At 64.6% G+C, this 18625-nt stretch carries 17 protein-coding genes; 4 read left to right on the forward strand and 13 right to left on the reverse strand.

Features of this window, described 5'->3' with window-relative positions:
- Positions 1-3: 3 nt before the first annotated feature.
- The 11 genes from GGD62_RS06535 to GGD62_RS06585 all read right to left on the reverse strand — a co-directional run bounded on the left by GGD62_RS06535 (position 4) and on the right by GGD62_RS06585 (position 13303).
- Positions 4-387, reverse strand: coding sequence for a DUF1236 domain-containing protein (locus GGD62_RS06535; protein ID WP_018315876.1), 384 nt, complete (start codon positions 385-387; stop codon positions 4-6).
- A gap of 113 nt (positions 388-500) precedes the next feature.
- Entirely contained in the window at positions 501-1388 is an 888-nt protein-coding gene (locus GGD62_RS06540; RefSeq protein WP_018315875.1) for a 2-hydroxy-3-oxopropionate reductase, read from the reverse strand.
- A 211-nt stretch (positions 1389-1599) separates the two neighbouring features.
- Entirely contained in the window at positions 1600-2385 is a 786-nt protein-coding gene (gene hyi, locus GGD62_RS06545; RefSeq protein WP_183707670.1) for a hydroxypyruvate isomerase, read from the reverse strand.
- An 11-nt stretch (positions 2386-2396) separates the two neighbouring features.
- Positions 2397-4181 (reverse strand): glyoxylate carboligase, encoded by a 1785-nt coding sequence (gene gcl / locus GGD62_RS06550; RefSeq protein ID WP_183707673.1) that lies wholly within the window; start codon positions 4179-4181, stop codon positions 2397-2399.
- Between the two features lie 152 nt (positions 4182-4333).
- The gene (locus GGD62_RS06555; protein WP_183707676.1) at positions 4334-6136 is read right to left on the reverse strand and encodes an adenine deaminase; all 1803 of its coding nucleotides are present in this window, start codon (positions 6134-6136) and stop codon (positions 4334-4336) included.
- 85 nt (positions 6137-6221) lie between these two features.
- Positions 6222-7019 carry an NYN domain-containing protein gene (locus tag GGD62_RS06560; protein WP_179737474.1) on the reverse strand — a complete coding sequence of 266 codons (798 nt, stop codon included), beginning with the start codon at positions 7017-7019 and terminating at the stop codon, positions 6222-6224.
- Between the two features lie 54 nt (positions 7020-7073).
- Positions 7074-8573 (reverse strand): tripartite tricarboxylate transporter permease, encoded by a 1500-nt coding sequence (locus GGD62_RS06565; RefSeq protein WP_026201567.1) that lies wholly within the window; start codon positions 8571-8573, stop codon positions 7074-7076.
- Positions 8573-9058, reverse strand: coding sequence for a tripartite tricarboxylate transporter TctB family protein (locus GGD62_RS06570; protein WP_018315869.1), 486 nt, complete (start codon positions 9056-9058; stop codon positions 8573-8575). Before GGD62_RS06570 ends, GGD62_RS06565 begins: the two co-directional genes overlap by 1 nt.
- Complete coding sequence (locus tag GGD62_RS06575; protein WP_179737470.1) at positions 9055-10023, reverse strand: tripartite tricarboxylate transporter substrate binding protein; 969 nt, start codon at positions 10021-10023, stop codon at positions 9055-9057. The genes GGD62_RS06570 and GGD62_RS06575 overlap by 4 nt, the downstream gene beginning before the upstream one ends.
- 106 nt (positions 10024-10129) lie before the next feature.
- Positions 10130-10972, reverse strand: coding sequence for an IclR family transcriptional regulator (locus tag GGD62_RS06580; RefSeq protein WP_177237117.1), 843 nt, complete (start codon positions 10970-10972; stop codon positions 10130-10132).
- A gap of 201 nt (positions 10973-11173) precedes the next feature.
- Positions 11174-13303, reverse strand: a complete 2130-nt coding sequence (locus tag GGD62_RS06585; protein ID WP_183238288.1) for an acetate--CoA ligase family protein — start codon at positions 13301-13303, stop codon at positions 11174-11176.
- Between the two features lie 349 nt (positions 13304-13652).
- On the opposite strand from GGD62_RS06585, the gene GGD62_RS06590 reads away from it, so the two are divergent.
- From GGD62_RS06590 to GGD62_RS06605, 4 genes are all read left to right on the forward strand, one after another.
- A complete protein-coding gene (locus GGD62_RS06590) occupies positions 13653-14348 on the forward strand; it encodes a GntR family transcriptional regulator (RefSeq protein WP_161966556.1) in 696 nt (231 codons plus the stop codon).
- 66 nt (positions 14349-14414) lie between these two features.
- Complete coding sequence (oxc, locus tag GGD62_RS06595; protein WP_183238286.1) at positions 14415-16148, forward strand: oxalyl-CoA decarboxylase; 1734 nt, start codon at positions 14415-14417, stop codon at positions 16146-16148.
- A 65-nt stretch (positions 16149-16213) separates the two neighbouring features.
- Positions 16214-17491: a formyl-CoA transferase gene (frc, locus tag GGD62_RS06600; protein ID WP_018315863.1), complete on the forward strand. Its 1278-nt coding sequence runs from the start codon at positions 16214-16216 to the stop codon at positions 17489-17491.
- Between the two features lie 281 nt (positions 17492-17772).
- Positions 17773-17970, forward strand: coding sequence for a hypothetical protein (locus tag GGD62_RS06605; protein WP_018315862.1), 198 nt, complete (start codon positions 17773-17775; stop codon positions 17968-17970).
- 74 nt (positions 17971-18044) lie between these two features.
- Here the strand turns inward: GGD62_RS06605 and GGD62_RS06610 are convergent, their stop codons facing one another.
- The gene (locus GGD62_RS06610; protein ID WP_018315861.1) at positions 18045-18269 is read right to left on the reverse strand and encodes a hypothetical protein; all 225 of its coding nucleotides are present in this window, start codon (positions 18267-18269) and stop codon (positions 18045-18047) included.
- Between the two features lie 56 nt (positions 18270-18325).
- Positions 18326-18568, reverse strand: coding sequence for a hypothetical protein (locus GGD62_RS06615; protein WP_018315860.1), 243 nt, complete (start codon positions 18566-18568; stop codon positions 18326-18328).
- Positions 18569-18625 lie beyond the last annotated feature (57 nt).

Raw genomic sequence — 18625 nt, forward strand, 5'->3', positions numbered from 1 at the left:
GGATCAGTCGATGATCTTGACGACGCGACGCGTGCGCGGTTCGACGATCACGCGGCGATCGTTCACGACCGCATAGCGATACTCGGTGTAGTTCGGCACGGGGCGGAGCACCACGGTCGGCGGCAACGGCTCGCCCACCACGACGCGCTCCTCGACCACGACGGAGTCACTCCGCGGGATTCCGCCCAGCACCGCATTCGGAATCTCGAGGCCGGCTCCGACGGCCGCACCAACGGTGCCGCCAACCATCGCGCCGATCGGTCCGCCGATGTCGCCACCAGCACGCGCGCCGTCCCTGGCGCCTTGTTCGGTCGTCGACTGAGCAAAGGCTGCGCTCGATGCCAGCAGCGACGCTGCAGCCAACGTAATCGCAAGACGGGTTTTCATGTTGTTTTGTCTCCAGTGATTGTCCTGCGCCTTCAACCGCGGGGCCGGAGCATTGTTCCGGTTCCCCCGTGGCGAAGAGGCTTCAAAACTGGAGACTGTTACCGCGTAACAGTTCAGGCCGCCGCGATCTCGTGGCCTGCCATCAGTTCCAATGCCCGCACCATCGCGGAATGATCCCAGCCCTTGCCGCCATGCGCGGTGCAGGCCGAGAACAATTGCTGCGCCACCGCCGTGCTCGGCAGCGACAGGCCGAGCGTGCGCGCGCCCTCGAGCGCGAGATTGAGATCCTTCTGGTGCAGCTCGATGCGGAAACCAGGATCGAAATTGCGCTTCACCATGCGCTCGCCGTGCACTTCGAGGATGCGCGAGGAGGCAAAGCCGCCCATCAGCGCCTTGCGCACCAGCGCCGGATCGGCCCCGGCTTTGGATGCAAATAACAGCGCCTCGCTCACCGCCTCGATCGTCAGCGCGACGATGATCTGGTTGGCAACCTTCGTCGTCTGCCCGTCGCCATTGGCGCCGACGTGAGTGACGTTCTTGCCCATCTTGTCGAACACCGGCTTCATGGTGCCAAAGGCCCGCTCCGGCCCGCCAACCATGATGGTGAGACTCGCCGCCTTGGCGCCGACCTCCCCGCCCGACACCGGCGCGTCGAGATAATCCGCCCCGAGCGCCTCGATCTTCTTGGCGAACTCCTTCGTCGCCAGCGGCGAGATCGAGCTCATGTCGACGACGATCTTGCCTTTCGAGATACCGCTCGCAACACCATCCTTGCCGAACAGCACCGCTTCCACATGCGGCGTATCCGGCACCATGATGATGACGGCATCCGCGCCCTCCGCGACTTCCTTGGCCGACTTGCAGGCGATGCCGCCCGCGGAAATCAGCTCAGCCGCAACCGGCGCAACATCGTGCAGGAGAACACGATGGCCAGCGCTAAGGAGATGGCCGGCCATCGGCCGTCCCATGGTGCCAAGTCCGATGAAGCCGATGTTGGTCATGTCTCATTCCTCCAGATTTAGGCCAAGTCGATCCACAAGCTCGGTGCACCTCTCCCGCTTGCGGGGGAGGTCGGCGCGTAGCGCCGGGTGGGGGCTCTATCCGCTTGGGGTCTTTCAGCGCATCTCGATCGAATCTTTTCGCGGAGATACCCCCACCCCAGCCCTCCCCCGCAAGCGAGAGAGGGAGCGCACCGTCGCTGTGGGTGCGTTCTCAGGTCTCAAAGGTCTGCGCGGCGTGCCAGGACAGCCCTTCCAGCGTCGTGGTGCGCGGCTTGTATTCGCAGCCGATCCAGCCGCGATAGCCGATCGCGTCGAGATGGCGGAACAGGAAGGGATAGTTGATCTCGCCGGTGCCGGGCTCGTGGCGGCCCGGATTGTCGGCGAGCTGGATGTGCGCGATCTCAGGCAGATATTCCTGCATGGTGCGGGCGAGATCGCCCTCCATGATCTGCATGTGATAGATGTCGTACTGGACGAACAGGTTGTTCGACCGCACCTCGGAGATCAGCTGTATCGCCTGCTCGGTGCCGTTGAGGAAGAAGCCGGGAATGTCGAGCGTGTTGATCGGCTCGACCAGCAGCTTGATGTTCTCGCGCGCCAGCGTCGAGGCCGCAAAGCGCAGATTGCCCACCAGCGTCTCGCTCAGCTCGCGTGGATCGGTATCGGCAGGCGCGATACCCACGAGGCAGTTGAGCTGCTCGCAATCGAGCGCCTTGGCATAGTCGATGGCGCGAAACACGCCGTCGCGGAATTCAGCTGTGCGATCGGGCAGGATTGCAATGCCACGCTCGCCCCCCGCCCAGTTTCCCGCCGGCAGATTGTGCAGCACCTGCGTCAGACCATGGGCTTCCAGCTGCTCGCGCAGCTGCGCCTTGTCGAAATCATAGGGGAAGAGATACTCGACCCCGGAAAAGCCCGCCGCCTTCGCCGCTGCGAAGCGGTCGAGGAACGGCATCTCGTTGAAGAGCATGGTGAGGTTGGCGGCGAATTTCGGCATGATGCTCTCCCCTATTCCGCCGGCTGCAGCACCCGCGTGGCGCCGACCTCGTCGAGCGGCAGGTCCAGCACCTCCTCGAACTCGACGATGTTGTCGATCTCCGTTCCCATCGCGATGTTGGTGACGCGTTCGAGGATGAACTCGACCACCACGGGCACGCGGTGCTTGGCCATCAATTCACGCGCGGTCGCGAACGCGGCCTGCGCGTCCTTTGGATCGGTGACGCGGATCGCCTTGCAGCCGAGGCCTTCGGCGACCGCGACGTGGTCGACGCCGTAGACGCCGATCTCGGGCGCGTTGATGTTCTCGAAAGAGAGCTGGACGTGATAGTCCATCTCGAAGCCGCGCTGGGCCTGGCGGATCAAGCCGAGATAAGAATTGTTCACGACGACGTGGATGTAGGGCAGATTGAACTGCGCCCCGACGGCGAGCTCCTCGATCAGGAACTGGAAGTCGTAGTCGCCGGAGAGCGCGACGATATCGCGATCCGGGCACGCCGCACGCACGCCGAGCGCGGCGGGCAGTGTCCAGCCGAGCGGCCCCGCCTGCCCGGCATTGATCCAGTTGCGCGGCTTGTAGACGCCGAGGAACTGGGCGCCGGCGATCTGCGACAGGCCGATCACGGTGACGTAGCAGGTGTCGCGACCAAAGGCCTTGGTCATCTCCTCATAGACGCGCTGCGGCTTGATCGGGACGTTGTCGAAGTGGCTCTTGCGCAGCATCGTCTTCTTGCGATCGCGGCAGGCCGCGGGCCACGCCTGGCGCTCGCGCAGCTTGCCCGACCGGCGCCACTCCCTGGCGACGCTGACGAACAGCTCGAGCGCGGCCTTGGCGTCCGAGACGATGCCGAGATCCGGATTGAACACGCGCCCGATCTGGGTCGGCTCGATGTCGACGTGAACGAATTTGCGGCCCTTGGTGTAGGTCTCGACCGAGCCGGTGTGGCGATTGGCCCAGCGATTGCCGATGCCGAGCACGAAGTCGGATTCCAGCATGGTGGCGTTGCCGTAGCGGTGGCTGGTCTGAAGGCCGACCATGCCCGCCATCAGCACGTGATCGTCGGGGATCGCGCCCCACCCCATCAGCGTGGGCACCACAGGAACGTTGGCGATCTCGGCGAATTCGACCAGGAGGTCGGACGCATCGGCGTTGATGATGCCGCCGCCCGCGACGATCAGCGGACGCTCGGCGGCGTTGAGCATCTCCAGCGCCTTCTCGACCTGTTTTCGCGTGGCAGCGGGCTTGTAGACGGGCAGCGGCTCATAGGTCTCATCGTCGAACTCGATCTCGGCCAGCTGCACGTCGAGCGGCATGTCGATCAGGACCGGCCCGGGCCGGCCCGAGCGCATGACATGAAACGCCTGGCTGAACACGCGCGGCACCAGCGCCGGTTCGCGCACCGTCACGGCCCATTTCGTCACGGGCTTTGCGATCGATTCGATATCGACGGCCTGAAAATCTTCCTTGTAGAGCCGCGCCCGCGGCGCCTGCCCGGTGATGCAGAGGATCGGAATGGAATCGGCGATCGCCGAATAGAGCCCGGTGATCATGTCGGTGCCGGCCGGCCCCGAGGTTCCGATGCAGACGCCGATATTGCCGGCCTTCGCCCTCGTATAGCCCTCGGCCATGTGCGAGGCACCCTCGACATGCCGCGCTAGAATGTGGTGGATCGAGCCGCGCTTCTTCAGCGCCGAGTAAAGCGGATTGATCGCGGCCCCGGGAACGCCGAAGGCGGTGGAGATGCCTTCCTTTTCCAGAATTCGGACGGCAGCATCGATAGCTCGCATCTTCGCCATATCGGACCTCGCTCGGTTCAAGTCAGCGAGCGAGATCATCGGGTGCGCGTGATGCGATCTCAACGAGATCGATTTTATTTTCCACGATGTGGCAGCCGCGGAAAAATCTTGGGCGTCTCAAACGGTTAGATCGAGAGTCGCGTGAAAGCGGATCACTCGAACAGCGGCGCCAGTTCCATCTGCGGCACCAGCACGAGGCCCTTGTCGGTGATGCGAATTTCCGGAATGACCGATAGGGGAATCAAATTGAAGCCCATGTAGGGAATGGTGCAGCCGGCCTCGGCCCATTCCTTCTTCAGCGCCTTGACCTCTTCGGCCACCTCCGTGACGCGCTTGTCCGAGAGAAGCCCCGCGATCGGCAGCGGGACCAGCGCCCTTACCTTGCCGTCGGCGACGACGCAGACGCCGCCCTGCAGGTCCTTGATGGCCGCGATCGCGACTTGCATATCGGGCTCGTTGGTGCCGGCGACAATGATGTTGTGGCTGTCGTGTCCGACGCTGGAGGCGACCGCGCCGCGCTTGAGGCCAAAGTCCTTCAGCAGTCCATAAGCGACGTTGCCAGACGACTTGCCGTGGCGCTCGATGACCGTGACGAAGCAGAGGCCGTAGCGCGCGAACAAAGACGGCCAGTCTTTGGCGGGTTCGATCGCGACTTTGTCATGGATCAGCGTGATGCCCGGCAGCGCCGTCTTGATGGCATTGACGGTGCAGGCCTTCGCCGGGAGATCCGGCGTCAGCTTGACCTTCTTCGGCAGCTTCACCGTCGCGTAAGCCGCCTTTGGATATTGATAGCGGTGCGACAGCGCCTGATCGAGAAGCCCGGTGATCTTGCGGTTCTCGACCACGAGCTCGCCGCCATACCAGGTGCATTGTGGCTTGAGCTGGTCGTCCATCAGCACGAGGTCGGCGCGGCGGCCGCCGCCGAGGCCACCGATGTCGCCATCCATGCCGAAGCGCGTCGCGCCATGCAGCGAGCCCATCGACCAGGCCTGCTCCGGTGACATCCCGGCCTTCACGGCTTCGCGCACCACCCAGTCGAGGCCGAACATGAGCAAATCGTCGGCGTCGCGGTCGTCGGTGCACACGGCCGTGCGCTTGTGCGAGGCACCGAGCTCGGTGATGGTGCGGATCGCCTGCGGCAGCGAATGCCATGGCGTCGTCGGCGGTCCGCCGCGCAGGAATACCCAGACGCCGGCATCGAGCAGATCGTCGGCGATGTCGCGCTCGATCGCCTCATGCGTGTCGGTGACACCGCTCGCCGCATAGGCCGAGACGAATTCGCGGCCATAGACGTGGCCGGACACCGGACGTCCCCGCTTCAAGGCGGCCGCAAGGATGGCATGGCTACGCTCGTCGCCCATCGTGACGGGCACGAAATCCATCTTCTCACCAAGCCCCACGGCTTCGGGCCAGCGGTCGAACAGGCCGGCGATCTTGTCCGGCGTGAGGTCGCCGCCCGCCGTTTCCAATTCGGCCGACGTTGCCGGCACCGTGCTCGGCACCGTCAAAAAGATCGAGAGCGGCGCCTCGCGCGCGTCCTCCAGCATCGCCTCGACGCCGGCGACGTCCATGACATTTCCGATCTCGTGGCTGTCGCAGAAGATCGTGGTGGTGCCGTTGAGCAGCGCGGCCTCGGCATAGGCGCAGGCCGTCACCATCGAGGATTCGATGTGGATGTGCGGATCGACCAAGCCCGGCGCGACGATGCCGCCAGCGGCATCGTAGAGCGGCACGCTGGGCCAGACTTTCTTCGCCGCACCTGATGGCTTCACCGCCGCGATGCGCCCGCCGGTGATCCAGATCTCCCGACCGGGATGAATGCGTTCCGAATAGGTCGAGAGCACCCGCGCTCCGGTAATGACCAGATCTGGCGCGAGGCGCGCAGAAGCGACGTCGGCCAGGCGCCGGGTCATCGCATGCAGCGGGGCGACGGTGAAGCGGGTGAGTTTGGGCATCGGGACCCTCGCGCGGCGTTACGGCCCGGCGATGGTTACGCCCTGCACCAAACCGGGCAAGTGCAAATATGACGGCACGCCCTGCTTACGCCTTAGGCGCCGCGCCGCCTGCCCCCGACCTGGCAGACCGGCGCGGGTTCCGCGTTCTTGCCGGCGGTGCAGCAATGGGCTTGACCCGAATCCGCATCGACCGGCCCTTCGGCTCATCGATCTCGAACGAATTCGTCTTCCGCACGAGGTCGCTCAGCTTGCGGAAGCCGTAGGTCCTCGGATCAAAATCGGAAGCGAGATTGGCGAGCTGCCGTCCGACTTCACCGAGCGCGACCCAGCCGTCCTCGCTCTCCATCTGGGTGATGACCTTCTTGATGATGGGCGTGGCGGCATCGGGCGGCTGAAGCGGCGCTGAGCGTGAGGATGCGTCCTGGGTGGTCGCAGTGCCGGCGAGCAGGTTCTCCGTATAGACGAATCTGCGGCAGGCCTGCCTGAAGCTTTCGGGTGTCTTCTGCTCGCCAAACCCAAAAACATCGATGCCCTGCTCCCGGATGCGGGCGGCAAGCCGGGTGAAATCGCTGTCCGATGACACCAGGCAAAAGCCGTCGAACCGGCCGCTGTGAAGCAGGTCCATGGCGTCGATGACCAGCGTGATGTCTGATGCATTCTTTCCCGTCGTATAGGCAAATTGCTGCTGCGGGATGATGGCGTGTTTGGACAGAATGTCGGCCCATCCCTTCGACCGCGCATTGGAGAAGTCGCCGTAGATGCGGCGAACGCTGGCCTCGCCGATCTTGGCGATCTCCTCGAACAGTCCGTCCGCGATTTTCGCCGACGCATTATCGGCATCGATCAGGACGGCGAGACGGGGCGAGCGAAGTTCTGACGGCATGGGGCATGTCCCTACGGATGGACGCGGCATCAAAAGACGCGTGCGCCGGGATGACTAATCTTCGGTCGCTTTGAACCGGCCCAGCCCCTTCAGCACAAACGGCGCCAGCAGCGCGATCAGGGCCAGCGCCAGCAGCGTCGCCGAGATCGGGCTCTGCAGCAGCGTCATGGGATCGCCGAGACTGATCGCGAGCGCCCTGCGCAACTGGCTCTCGGCGATCGGGCCCAGGATCAGGCCGACGACGACGGGCGCGATTGGAAAATCGAACCGGCGCATCAGGAAGCCGAGCACGCCGAAGCCGGCAAGCATCGACAATTCGACCACCGACGGCTTTGCGGCGATGGTGCCCATGGTCGCGAACACGAGGATGCCGGCATAAAGCCACGGCTGCGGGATTGCGAGCAGCCGCACCCAGAGGCCGACCAGCGGCAGGTTCAGCACCAGCAGCATGCAATTGGCAATGAACAGACTGGCGATCAGGCCCCACACCAAGTCAGGCCGCTCGGCGAACAGCAGCGGCCCCGGGTTGAGGCCGTATTGCTGGAAGCCCGCCAGCATCATCGCTGCCGTCGCCGAGGTCGGCAGCCCGAGCGTCAGCAGCGGCACCAGCGTGCCGGCGGCGGAGGCGTTGTTGGCGGCTTCCGGCCCCGCGACACCTTCGATCGCGCCCTTGCCGAACTCTTCGGGGTGTTTCGTCAGCCGCTTCTCGGTCGAATAGGACAGGAAGGTCGGGATCTCCGCGCCGCCCGCCGGCAGCGCGCCGATCGGAAAGCCGAACATCGTGCCGCGCAGCCACGGCTTCCACGATCGCTTCCAGTCTTCCTTGGTCATCCACAGCGAGCCGCGCACCGGCTCGAGCTTCTCCTCGCTGTGGTGGCGTCGCGACGCGACATAGAGCGCCTCGCCGACCGCGAACAGGCCGACGGCCAGCGTCGTCACCTCGACGCCGTCGAGCAGTTCAGGGACACCGAACGCAAGCCGCGCCTGCCCCGTCAGCTTGTCGATGCCAACGAGACCGAGCGTCAGACCGATGAACAGGCTGGTCAGGCCGCGAACCGGGGAATCGCCGAAGGTCGCCGACACCGTGACGAAGGCGACGCACATCAGCGCGAAATAGTCCTCAGGGCCGAAGCGCACTGCGAAATCGACCAGCCACGGCGCGAGGAAGGCCAGACCGATGGTGGCGATGGTTCCGGCGACAAAGGAGCCGATCGCGGATGTCGCAAGCGCTGGCCCGCCGCGGCCGGCCTTGGCCATCTTGTTGCCTTCGAGCGCAGTCGCCATCGAGGCGCTCTCGCCGGGCGTGTTGATCAGGATCGCGGTGGTCGAGCCGCCATACATGCCGCCATAATAGATGCCGGCGAACATGATCAGCGAACCGCCGGGGTCGAGCTTATAGGTGACGGGCAGCAACAGCGCGACCGTCAGGGCGGGGCCGATGCCGGGCAGCACGCCCACGGCAGTGCCGAGGAACACACCGATCAGCGCGTAAAGCAGGTTCATCGGCTGAACGGCGACCGCCATGCCGTGGGCCAGCGCGGCAAAAGTGTCCATCACAGCAGTCGCTCCAGCGGGCCGGTCGGAAGGCTGAGCGTGAGCAGCCGGTCGAACGCGAGATAGATCAGGGTCGACATCACGAGGGCGATGATGGAATCTACCAGGATGGCGCGGCGGCCGAAGGCGGCCGACGTCGTCACGAACAGCGCCGACGTTGCCAGGATGAAGCCGCCGCCAAAGCCGATGATGGCGATCAGCAGCGCAAGGCCGATGAGGATCAGAACCACGGGCACCGGATCGGCGCTCTCGCGCGCCGGCAAATTGCCGCGCAGCGCGTCGATGAAATTGCCGATCGCGAGCAGCGCGAGGCCGCTGGCGACTACGACCGGCATCGCCTCGGGCCCCATGCCGTACATCGCGGTGGATGACAGGCCGCGGGCGTCGAAGACCAGCAACGCAGCGAGACCTGCGAGCAGTGCAGCGATGACGATGCCGGCGCGATCGACGCGCCGCGGCGGCTGGGCCGGATCGCCAGAGGTCATGACTTGACCAGACCGACCGATTTCAGCACGTCGGTGACGCGCACGGTTTCCTTCTTCAGGAAATCGGCGAAGGCGTCACCGCCGAGATAGGCGTCTTCCCAGCCCTTCTGCTTGAGGATTTCCTTCCAGGCGTCCGACTTCACCATCTTCTCGACCGCATCGCTCAAGGTCTTGCGCTGCTCCGGCGTGATGCCGGGAGGCGCCACCACCGAGCGCCAGTTGGCGATCACGAGGTCGATGCCCTGTTCCTTGAAGGTCGGGATGTCGCTACCTGCGATGCGCTTCTCCGAGGTCACGCCGATCGCGCGCAGCTTGCCGGACTTGATCTGCCCTTCATATTCGCTGAGGCCCGAAATGCCCGCGGTGACCTTGCCGCCGAGGATCGCAGCCAGCGACTCGCCGCCGCCGGAGAACGGGATGTAGTTGATCTTCTTGGCGTCGGCACCGACCGCGCCGGCGAACAACGCCGCCATCACATGGTCGACGCCGCCGGCCGAGCCCCCGGCGAAAGTCACCTTAGCAATATCGGCCTTCACCGCGGCGGCCAGATCCTGCGCGGTCTTGATCGGCGAATTCGCGGGAACCACGATTACCTGGATTTCCTCGGTGAGGCGCGCGATCGGCGTCACCTGCTCGAGCGTCACCGGCGACTTGTTCATGGCGAGCGCGCCCACCATGACGAAGCCGTTGACCATCAGCTGGTTGCCGTCGCCCTTGGCGCCATTGACGAACTGGGCGATGCCGACGCTGCCGCCGGCGCCGGGAACGTTGGTGACCTGCACGCTGCGCGCGACGCCCGCGGCCACCAGTGCCTGCTGCATCGAGCGCGCGGTCTGGTCCCAGCCGCCGCCCGGGGCCGCCGGCGCCATCAGCTTGAGCTCGAGCTGCTGGGCAAGGGACGGCGTCGCTGCCGCAAGGGTCAGCGCGACGGCTGCGCCGGCAAGGCGCGCGGAAAATTGGAACATAAGGACGCTCTCCAGGCTCATGCGGACGTTTGCCGCATTGTGTCGTTTGGTCGCATATCAGCCAAAACGGCCGATGCTGTCCAGCGACAGTGCCCGGGTTCCCCAATTAGCGCGGTATCGGCATCACCCCGCCGAGCGCGACGGTCAGCTCGCCGGCGACCTCGCGCACGATTTGGCCGATCTCCGGCAGCCTGTCGTCGGTCAGGCGGCTGGTCATGCCGGAGACGGAAATCGCCGCGAGCGGCTCGGCGCAGTCGTTGTAGACCACTGCGGCAATACAGCGCAGCCCCATGCAGGCCTCTTCATCGTCGAGCGCAAAACCTTGCTTGCGGATTTTTTCGAGCTCCTTGAACAGGTCGCTCGGCCGCACGATGGATTTCTCGGTCAGCCGGGGCATGCCGTGATGGCGGATGACGGCGCCGACGTCCTCATCGGAATAGGTTGCGAGCACGGCCTTGCCGACGCCCGACGTCACCATGGGAACGCGGCCGCCGACCTGGGTCAGCGAGCGCATGATCTCGCGGCTCTCCATGCGGGTCAGCACGATGATGAACTCATCGTCGACCACGGCGAGATTGGCGGTCTCGCGGGTGAGATCACGCAGCTTGCGCAAGTAGGGAATCGCCTGCGTGGAGAAATTACGCCGCCGCGCGAAGCTCGCGCCGACCGTGAAGGCGCGCGAGCCGACGTGCCATTTGGATTCGGCGCGGTCGAACTGCACGAAGCGGCGGCTTTCCAGCGTCGCCAGCAGGCGGTGCACCGTGGAAGCCGACAGGCCGGTGCGCACCGCCAGATCGCTGAGGCGATAGCCTTCGTCGTCCTCGGCCAGCGTTTCCAGGATCGACAGCGCGCGATCGACGGACTGCACGCCGCCGTCGCGCGTGTCGTTATCGGCCTCCGATGCCGATCGAGGCTCGAGCGATTTGCGCCGGATCACGTTCTTGCTCATCGCGACCTGCATTCGTTCTTCTTCCCCTCTCCCCGCTTGCGGGGCCGAGACGAGCTCCGCTCGCTCTGAGAGGGTCAGGGTGAGGGGGAGCCTCCGCAAGGACGGCAGCAGTCAGACTCGCGGAGAGTCCCCCTCACCCGGAATTTGCTGCGCAAATTCCGGCCTCTCCCCGCAAGCGGGGAGAGGCGAAGGTCGTCATACTCAGAGCAGCCCTGCCCCGCGCGCCCATTTGTACTTGGCGCCGAGGACCTCGACCGGCAGCTCGGTCGAGTAGGCGTAGGCCGGAATGCCGTTCTGGTAGAGATATTCGGCGGCTTCCTCGACCTCGACGTCGCCGGCGAGCGAGGCGACGATCGGCTTCACGAAGCCTTTCGCCTCCATCTCCTTCTTCACCTCGACCATGTTGCGGGCGAACACCATCGGCGGCGTGACGATGGTGTGCCAGTAGCCGAGGATCAGCGAATGGATGCGCTCATCAGAGAGGCCGAGCTTCACCGTGTTCACGTAGGTGATCGGCGGCTCGCCGCCGGTGATATCCACAGGATTTCCGGCAGCCCCGAACGGCGGGATGAACTTGCGGAAGGCCGCATCCAGATCCGCCGGCATCGACATCAGCGACAGGCCGTTGTCGACGCAGGAGTCCGACAGCAGCACGCCGGAGCCGCCGGCACCGGTGATGATCAGCACGTTCTCGCCCTTCGGCGTCGGCAGCACCGGTACGCCGCGGGCGAATTCGAGCAGTTGCCGCAGCGAACGAGCGCGGATCACGCCGGACTGCGCCAGGACGTCCTCGTAGATCTTGTCGTTACCGGCGAGCGCGCCGGTGTGCGACGAGGCCGCCTTGGCACCAGCCGAGGTACGACCGGCCTTGAGCACGACGACCGGCTTCTTCTTGGAGACGCGCTTGGCGGCTTCCGCGAAGGCGCGGCCGTCCTTGAGGTCTTCGCAGTGCTGCGCGATCAAATTGGTGTTCGGATCCTGCTCGAAGAAGGCGAGCAGATCGTCCTCGTCGATATCGGACTTGTTGCCGAGGCCGACGATGGCCGAGACGCCCATCTTCGCCGAGCGCGAGAAGCCGATGATGGCCATGCCGATGCCGCCCGACTGCGACGACAGTGCCGCGTGGCCCTTGACGTCGTAAGCCGTGCAGAAGGTCGCGCAGAGATTGGCGGGCGTATAGTAGAAGCCGTAGATGTTCGGCCCCATCAGGCGGATGTCGTACTTCTTGCCGACCTCGACGATCTCGGCCTGCAGCTCGGGCGCACCGGCCTCCGCAAAGCCCGACGGAATCAGCACCGCGCCCGGGATTTTCTTCTCGCCGCATTCGGTGAGCGCCGCCGCGACGAACTTCGCGGGGATCGCGAACACCGCCGTGTCGATCACGCCAGGCACGTCCTTGACGCTCTTATAGGCCTTGTAGCCGAGGATCTCGGCGGCCTTGGGGTGGATCGGGTAGATGTCGCCCTTGTAGCCGCCGTTGATGAGGTTCTTCATCACGGAGTTGCCGATCTTGCCGTCCTCGGCGGAGGCGCCGACCACGGCGACCGCCTTCGGCTGCATGATGCGGCTCATCGCCGCGACAATCTCTTCGGTCGGGCGCGGCTTCGGCTTCGGCACATAGGCGAAGTCGACGACGATGCGCACGTCGGCGGCGGTCGCGCCCTTCGCCGTCGCGAACACCGGATTGAGGTCGAGCTCGACGATCTCAGGGAAATCGGTGACGAGCTGCGAGACCTTGACGATGACATCGGCAAGGGCGTTGCGGTTCACCGGCTCGCCGCCGCGCACGCCTTTCAGGATCTCATGTGCCTGGATGCCGTCGAGCATCGAGAGCGCGTCTTCCCTGGTCGCGGGCGCGAGGCGGAAGGTGATGTCCTTGAGCACCTCGACCAGGACGCCGCCGAGGCCGAAGGCGACGAGTTTGCCGAACGAGCCGTCGGTGATCGAGCCGACGATGACCTCGGTGCCGCCAGCCAGCATCTGCTGCACCTGGACGCCGTCGATCTTGGCATCGGCCTTGTACTTCCTGGCGTTGCCGAGAATGGTCTCATAGGCCTTCTCGGCATCTTCGGCGGTCTTGAGGCCGACGATGACGCCGCCGGCTTCGGTCTTGTGGAGAATGTCCGGCGAGACGATCTTCATCACGACCGGGAAGCCCATCGACGAGGCCATCTTGCCGGCCTCGCCCGCCGACTTCGCCACGCCCTCCTTCGGCACCGGAATGCCATAGGCGTCGCAGACCAGCTTGCCTTCCGGGGCCGTCAGGCTGGTGCGGTTGTCCGCCTTGACCTGGTCAAGCACCTTGCGGACGGCTTCTTTGGAATTGGACATGTGGCTTCTCCCTTGACCTCAGTTCGTTCTTTTCAAAGCGCGCGCGTGGTTTTGCGGCTGCCCGTGATGCTTGCCATTCGCCGCGCTCTGTTCCATTCCGCGGAACGGAGCGGCATAAGCCAGACTACTCCGCCGCCGTGGATCAAAAATGGCTGGCGATGGCATTTGGTATGCCAGAAGCCAACTTGTCAAGCTGCAGCATTGCTTGGAACGCCGCAAAAAATAGCCAGCTTGACATTCTGGCATGTGGTATGCCAAAAACTTTCCCGTTAATAATCCTGTAAAAGACGACTCCCACTGGAGGAGATTCGTCGTGTCACTGCGGAAACCAACCAAGGCGTTGCCGAACATGGCCGAGGCAGATATCGCAATCGTTCGTATTGCCCCGGAGAGCAGCTTCAAGAACAAGGCGTATGACGCCTTGAAGGAAGCCATCCTCAGGATGGACATCTATTCGACGCCCGAGCCGGTGATGCTCGACGAGCGCGCGCTGTCCGAACGTCTGGGTGTCAGCCGCACCCCGATCCGCGAAGCGATCGCGATGCTCGAGCAGGACGGCTTCGTGAAGACGGTGCCGCGCCGCGGCATCATGGTGGTGCGCAGGACCAAGAGCGAGATCGTCGACATGATCCGCGCCTGGGCGGCGCTGGAGAGCATGGCCGCGCGCCTCATCACCACCACCGCGCGCAAGAAGGACATCACGGCGCTGCGCGACTACTTCAAGGACTTCGGCAAGGACCGCCTGCCCGAGGATCACGTCGAGGAATATTCGCGCGCCAATATCGCCTTCCACCAGGCGCTGATCTCGCTGTCGGAATCGCCGGTGCTGGTCGATCTCACCAACGACCTGCTGCTGCACGTGCGCGGCTATCGCCAGCTGACCATCGGACGCAAGGACCGCACCGCGACCTCGCTGCCCGAGCATCTCGGCATGATCGAAGCACTGGAGGCGCGCGACACCGAGCTCGCCGAGAAGCGCGCCCGCGACCACACTCTCGGCCTTGCCGCTTACGTCGAAGCGCACGGCCAGGAACTGTTCACGTAACCAAGCAACGTTCACCAGAAGGGCGAACAATTCGCCCCGCTATCTGAGACCAGGGAGACAAGGCCCATGCTGAATACCGCGACCAAGTCCGAGGCACCGGGCACCGAGCAGGAGCTGACGGATGGCTTCCATCTCGTCATTGACGCGCTCAAGCTGAACGGCATCAACACCATCTATAATGTGCCGGGCATCCCGATCACGGATTTGGGCCGCATGGCGCAGGCCGAGGGCATCCGCGTGATCTCGTTCCGCCACGAGCAGAATGCCGGTTACGCCGCAGGCATTGCCGGCTACCTCACCAAGAAGCCCGGCGTCTGCCTCACGGTCTCCGCGCCCGGCTTCCTCAACGGTCTCACCGCGCTCGCCCACGCCACCACCAACTGCTACCCGATGATCCTGGTCTCGGGCTCGTCCGAGCGCGAGATCGTCGACCTGCAGCAGGGCGACTACGAAGAGATGGACCAGCTCGCGATCGCAAAGCCGCTGTGCAAGGCGGCCTATCGCGTGCTGCACGCCCAGGACATCGGCATCGGCCTCGCCCGCGCCATCCGCGCTGCGGTCTCGGGCCGTCCGGGCGGCGTCTATCTCGACCTGCCGGCAAAGCTGTTCGGCCAGGTGATGAGCGCCGATGCCGGCCAGAAGTCGCTGGTCAAGGTGATCGACGCTGCGCCCGCGCAGATCCCCTCGCCCGCTTCGGTCAAGCGTGCGCTCGACGTGTTGAAGGGCGCAAAGCGTCCGCTCATCATCCTCGGCAAGGGCGCGGCCTACGCCCAGGCCGACGAAGAGATCAAATCCTTCGTCGAGAAGAGCGGCGTGCCCTTCCTGCCGATGAGCATGGCCAAGGGCCTCCTGCCCGACACCCATCCGCAATGCGCCGGTGCGGCCCGCTCGACCGTGCTGAAGGAATCCGACGTCGTCATGCTGATCGGCGCGCGGCTGAACTGGCTGCTCTCGCACGGCAAGGGCAAGAGCTGGGGCGAAGCGCCCAAGAAGTTCATCCAGGTCGACATCGAGCCGAAGGAAATGGACTCCAACGTCGAGATCGTCGCGCCCGTCGTCGGCGACATCGGCTCGGTCGTCTCTGCCTTCAATCAGGCGATGGGTACGGGCTGGACCGCCCCGCCCGCCGAATGGACCAAGGCGATCTCGTCCAAGCGCGAAGAGAACGTCGCCAAGATGGCGCCGAAGCTCATGAACAACAAATCGCCGATGGACTATCACGGAGCGCTCGGCGTGCTGAAGAACGTCATCAAGGAGTACCCCGAGGCGATCCTCGTCAACGAAGGCGCCAACACGCTCGATCTCGCCCGCGGCGTGATCGACATGTACCGGCCGCGCAAGCGTCTCGACGTCGGCACCTGGGGCGTGATGGGCATCGGCATGGGCCAGGCGATTGCCGCCGCGCTCGAGACCGGTCACCCCGTGCTCGCAGTGGAAGGCGACTCGGCCTTCGGCTTCTCCGGCATGGAGGTCGAGACCATCTGCCGCTACAACCTTCCGATCTGCGTCGTGATCTTCAACAATGACGGCATCTATCGCGGCACCGACGTCAACGGCGCCAACGCCGATCCGGCAACGACGGTATTCGTCAAGGGCGCGCGCTACGACAAGATGATGGAAGCCTTCGGCGGCGTCGGCGTGAATGCCACCTCGCCGGACGAGCTCAAGCGAGCCGTCAACGAGGCCATGAAGTCCGGCAAGCCGACGCTCATCAACGCGGTGATCGATCCGGCCGCGGGCTCGGAGAGCGGCCGCATCGGCAATCTCAATCCGCAGAGCGTTCTGCAGAAGAAGAAGTAAGTCCACCCCTCAACCCTTAATTCCCTGCGGTTGGCGGGGGCAGACACAGAGTACGGAGCAACACGATGACCAAAGCGCTTACGGGCGTTCGCATTCTCGACTTCACCCACGTTCAATCAGGACCGACCTGCACGCAGCTGCTCGCCTGGTTCGGCGCCGACGTGATCAAGGTGGAACGTCCGGGCGTGGGTGACATCACCCGCGGCCAGCTGCAGGACATCCCGAACGTGGACAGCCTGTATTTCACCATGCTCAACCACAACAAGCGCTCGATCACGCTCGACACCAAGAACCCCAAGGGCAAGGAAGTCCTCACCGAGCTGATCAAGAAGTGCGACGTGCTGGTGGAAAACTTCGGCCCCGGCGTGCTCGACCGCATGGGCTTCCCCTGGGAGAAGATCCAGGCCATCAACCCGAAGATGATCGTCGCCTCGATCAAGGGCTTCGGCCCCGGACCGTACGAAGACTGCAAGGTCTATGAGAACGTCGCGCAGTGCACCGGCGGCGCCGCTTCCACCACCGGCTTCCGCGACGGTCTTCCGCTCGTCACCGGCGCGCAGATCGGCGACAGCGGCACCGGCCTCCACCTCGCGCTCGGCATCGTCACCGCGCTCTACCAGCGCACCGTCACCGGCAAGGGCCAGAAGGTTACGGCTGCGATGCAGGACGGCGTGCTCAACCTCGCCCGCGTCAAGCTGCGCGACCAGCAGCGCCTCGCCCATGGCCCGCTGAAGGAATACAGCCAGTACGGCGAAGGCATTCCGTTCGGCGACGCCGTGCCGCGCGCCGGCAATGATTCCGGCGGCGGCCAGCCCGGCCGCATCGTCAAGTGCAAAGGCTGGGAGACCGATCCCAACGCCTACCTCTATTTCATCACCCAGGCGCCGGTCTGGGAGAAGATCTGCGACGTGATCGGCGAACCCGGCTGGAAGACCCATCCCGACTACGCCAAGCCGCCGGCCCGGCTGTCGCGCCTCAACGAGATTTTTGCGCGCATCGAGCAGTGGACGATGACCAAGACCAAGTTCGAGGCGATGGAAATCCTCAACAAGGACGACATCCCCTGCGGCCCGATCCTGTCGATGAAGGAGATCATCGAGGACCAGTCGCTGCGCGCCACCGGTACCTTGGTCGAAGTCGACCACCCCACCCGCGGCAAGTACATTTCGGTCGGCAACCCGATCAAGCTGTCGGATAGCCCGAGCGACGTCGAGCGCTCCCCGCTGCTCGGCGAGCACACCGACGAGATCCTGCGCTCCGTGCTCGGCTTCAGCGACCACCAGGTCGCCGACATCCACAAGTCCGGCGCGCTCGACCCGCCGCAGAAGCAGGCCGCGGAGTAAGCGGACCTATCAGTGAACGACGAAAGGCCGCCGGTTTCGGCGGCCTTTTTGTTTCGGACCGAAGGAACTGAACCACGCGCCGGCCGTTACTCCTTCGACCGGCATGCTCTCAGAAGTGCGAACGTGCCGCCTCCACGGCGAGTGACCAAACCTCGCGCCAAACCGCCCAACACTGAAGGATTGTCCACCCTCCCGTTCAGAGGGTGACTAATCCGCTCGCAAGCGGGTGGCGTCGCGTTCGGCGCTCGCGGGCCACGCCCATTGATCGAAGTGAGGTCGAAATGTTGAGAGATCAATCCTCTGATCGGGCCAGGCGTGAAGCCAACAAGGCGTTCAAGCCTGTCAAGACGCAGAAGCCCATGACTGACTATGCGAAGCACCAGCACTCCCTCAACGAGAACCGCGAGCGGCTCAAAGCAGAGCGATTGGCCCGCGAGGCAAAGTCGAAAGAGCTGCTCGAAAAAGGCTTGCCCGAATAGGAAGCGCCCCGTCGCTGGTTACGATCTGACATCCGGCCGGTTGAAAGCCGCCGAAATCGGCGCCGGATAGCCACCTAGAGCATCGAGAGAACGACGATGCCGTCTTCGAGTTCCCCGGACGCCAGCCGGGTTCGCGCGATGCGCTCGAACTCGGTGCGGTGCTTCTGAAGATAGCTGAAAGCCTGTTTCTGCGTTTGGAACGTGGTCGCGAGCCGGCACATCTGCCGGCCTGCGCCAAGCGCCAGGAAAAAGGTGATTGTGCCACCGCCGTCCGACTTGGCTCTAGGCACGACCCGCACTCTTCGGCATGTGACCGGTCCTCTCCAGATTTCGTCGGCGGCGCTGCTGAAGTCGACTATTGCGGCGGCTTCTTCTTGCGCTTCGTCGGGGTTGGTGCCGGTAACGATGCGCGAAGAGTTGCATCGGCCGCTTCCTTGGCTTCGCGCAGTTCGCGAAGCCTTGCCATGTTCTTGCGAACGTCCACCGCCTGCTTTTCGGCATCCGCCATCGCGCGTGCTCCTTCCTCGGCCGCCAGGCGCTGGCGGTTGGAACGCGCGATGCCTTCGGGTGACGGTTCTGCCGATTTCCTGGCGCTCATCCTTCACCCTGCTCCGAATAGACAAAACCCGCTCAATCCTTACGATCGAGCGGGCAG

Source organism: Bradyrhizobium sp. ERR14 (assembly GCF_014198235.1).
Lineage (GTDB): Bacteria > Pseudomonadota > Alphaproteobacteria > Rhizobiales > Xanthobacteraceae > Bradyrhizobium.

Excerpts from the sequence above, each read along its gene's own strand:
- GGD62_RS06570 (WP_018315869.1), bottom strand. The coding sequence starts at position 9,058 with ATGACCTCTGGCGATCCGGCCCAGCCGCCGCGGCGCGTCGATCGCGCC.
- oxc (WP_183238286.1), top strand. The coding sequence starts at position 14,415 with ATGCTGAATACCGCGACCAAGTCCGAGGCACCGGGCACCGAGCAGGAG.
- GGD62_RS06565 (WP_026201567.1), bottom strand. The coding sequence starts at position 8,573 with ATGGACACTTTTGCCGCGCTGGCCCACGGCATGGCGGTCGCCGTTCAG.
- frc (WP_018315863.1), top strand. The coding sequence starts at position 16,214 with ATGACCAAAGCGCTTACGGGCGTTCGCATTCTCGACTTCACCCACGTT.
- gcl (WP_183707673.1), bottom strand. The coding sequence starts at position 4,181 with ATGGCGAAGATGCGAGCTATCGATGCTGCCGTCCGAATTCTGGAAAAG.
- GGD62_RS06535 (WP_018315876.1), bottom strand. The coding sequence starts at position 387 with ATGAAAACCCGTCTTGCGATTACGTTGGCTGCAGCGTCGCTGCTGGCA.
- GGD62_RS06560 (WP_179737474.1), bottom strand. The coding sequence starts at position 7,019 with ATGCCGTCAGAACTTCGCTCGCCCCGTCTCGCCGTCCTGATCGATGCC.
- GGD62_RS06590 (WP_161966556.1), top strand. The coding sequence starts at position 13,653 with ATGGCCGAGGCAGATATCGCAATCGTTCGTATTGCCCCGGAGAGCAGC.
- GGD62_RS06615 (WP_018315860.1), bottom strand. The coding sequence starts at position 18,568 with ATGAGCGCCAGGAAATCGGCAGAACCGTCACCCGAAGGCATCGCGCGT.
- GGD62_RS06585 (WP_183238288.1), bottom strand. The coding sequence starts at position 13,303 with ATGTCCAATTCCAAAGAAGCCGTCCGCAAGGTGCTTGACCAGGTCAAG.
- GGD62_RS06540 (WP_018315875.1), bottom strand. The coding sequence starts at position 1,388 with ATGACCAACATCGGCTTCATCGGACTTGGCACCATGGGACGGCCGATG.
- GGD62_RS06580 (WP_177237117.1), bottom strand. The coding sequence starts at position 10,972 with ATGAGCAAGAACGTGATCCGGCGCAAATCGCTCGAGCCTCGATCGGCA.
- GGD62_RS06605 (WP_018315862.1), top strand. The coding sequence starts at position 17,773 with ATGTTGAGAGATCAATCCTCTGATCGGGCCAGGCGTGAAGCCAACAAG.
- GGD62_RS06575 (WP_179737470.1), bottom strand. The coding sequence starts at position 10,023 with ATGTTCCAATTTTCCGCGCGCCTTGCCGGCGCAGCCGTCGCGCTGACC.
- GGD62_RS06555 (WP_183707676.1), bottom strand. The coding sequence starts at position 6,136 with ATGCCCAAACTCACCCGCTTCACCGTCGCCCCGCTGCATGCGATGACC.
- hyi (WP_183707670.1), bottom strand. The coding sequence starts at position 2,385 with ATGCCGAAATTCGCCGCCAACCTCACCATGCTCTTCAACGAGATGCCG.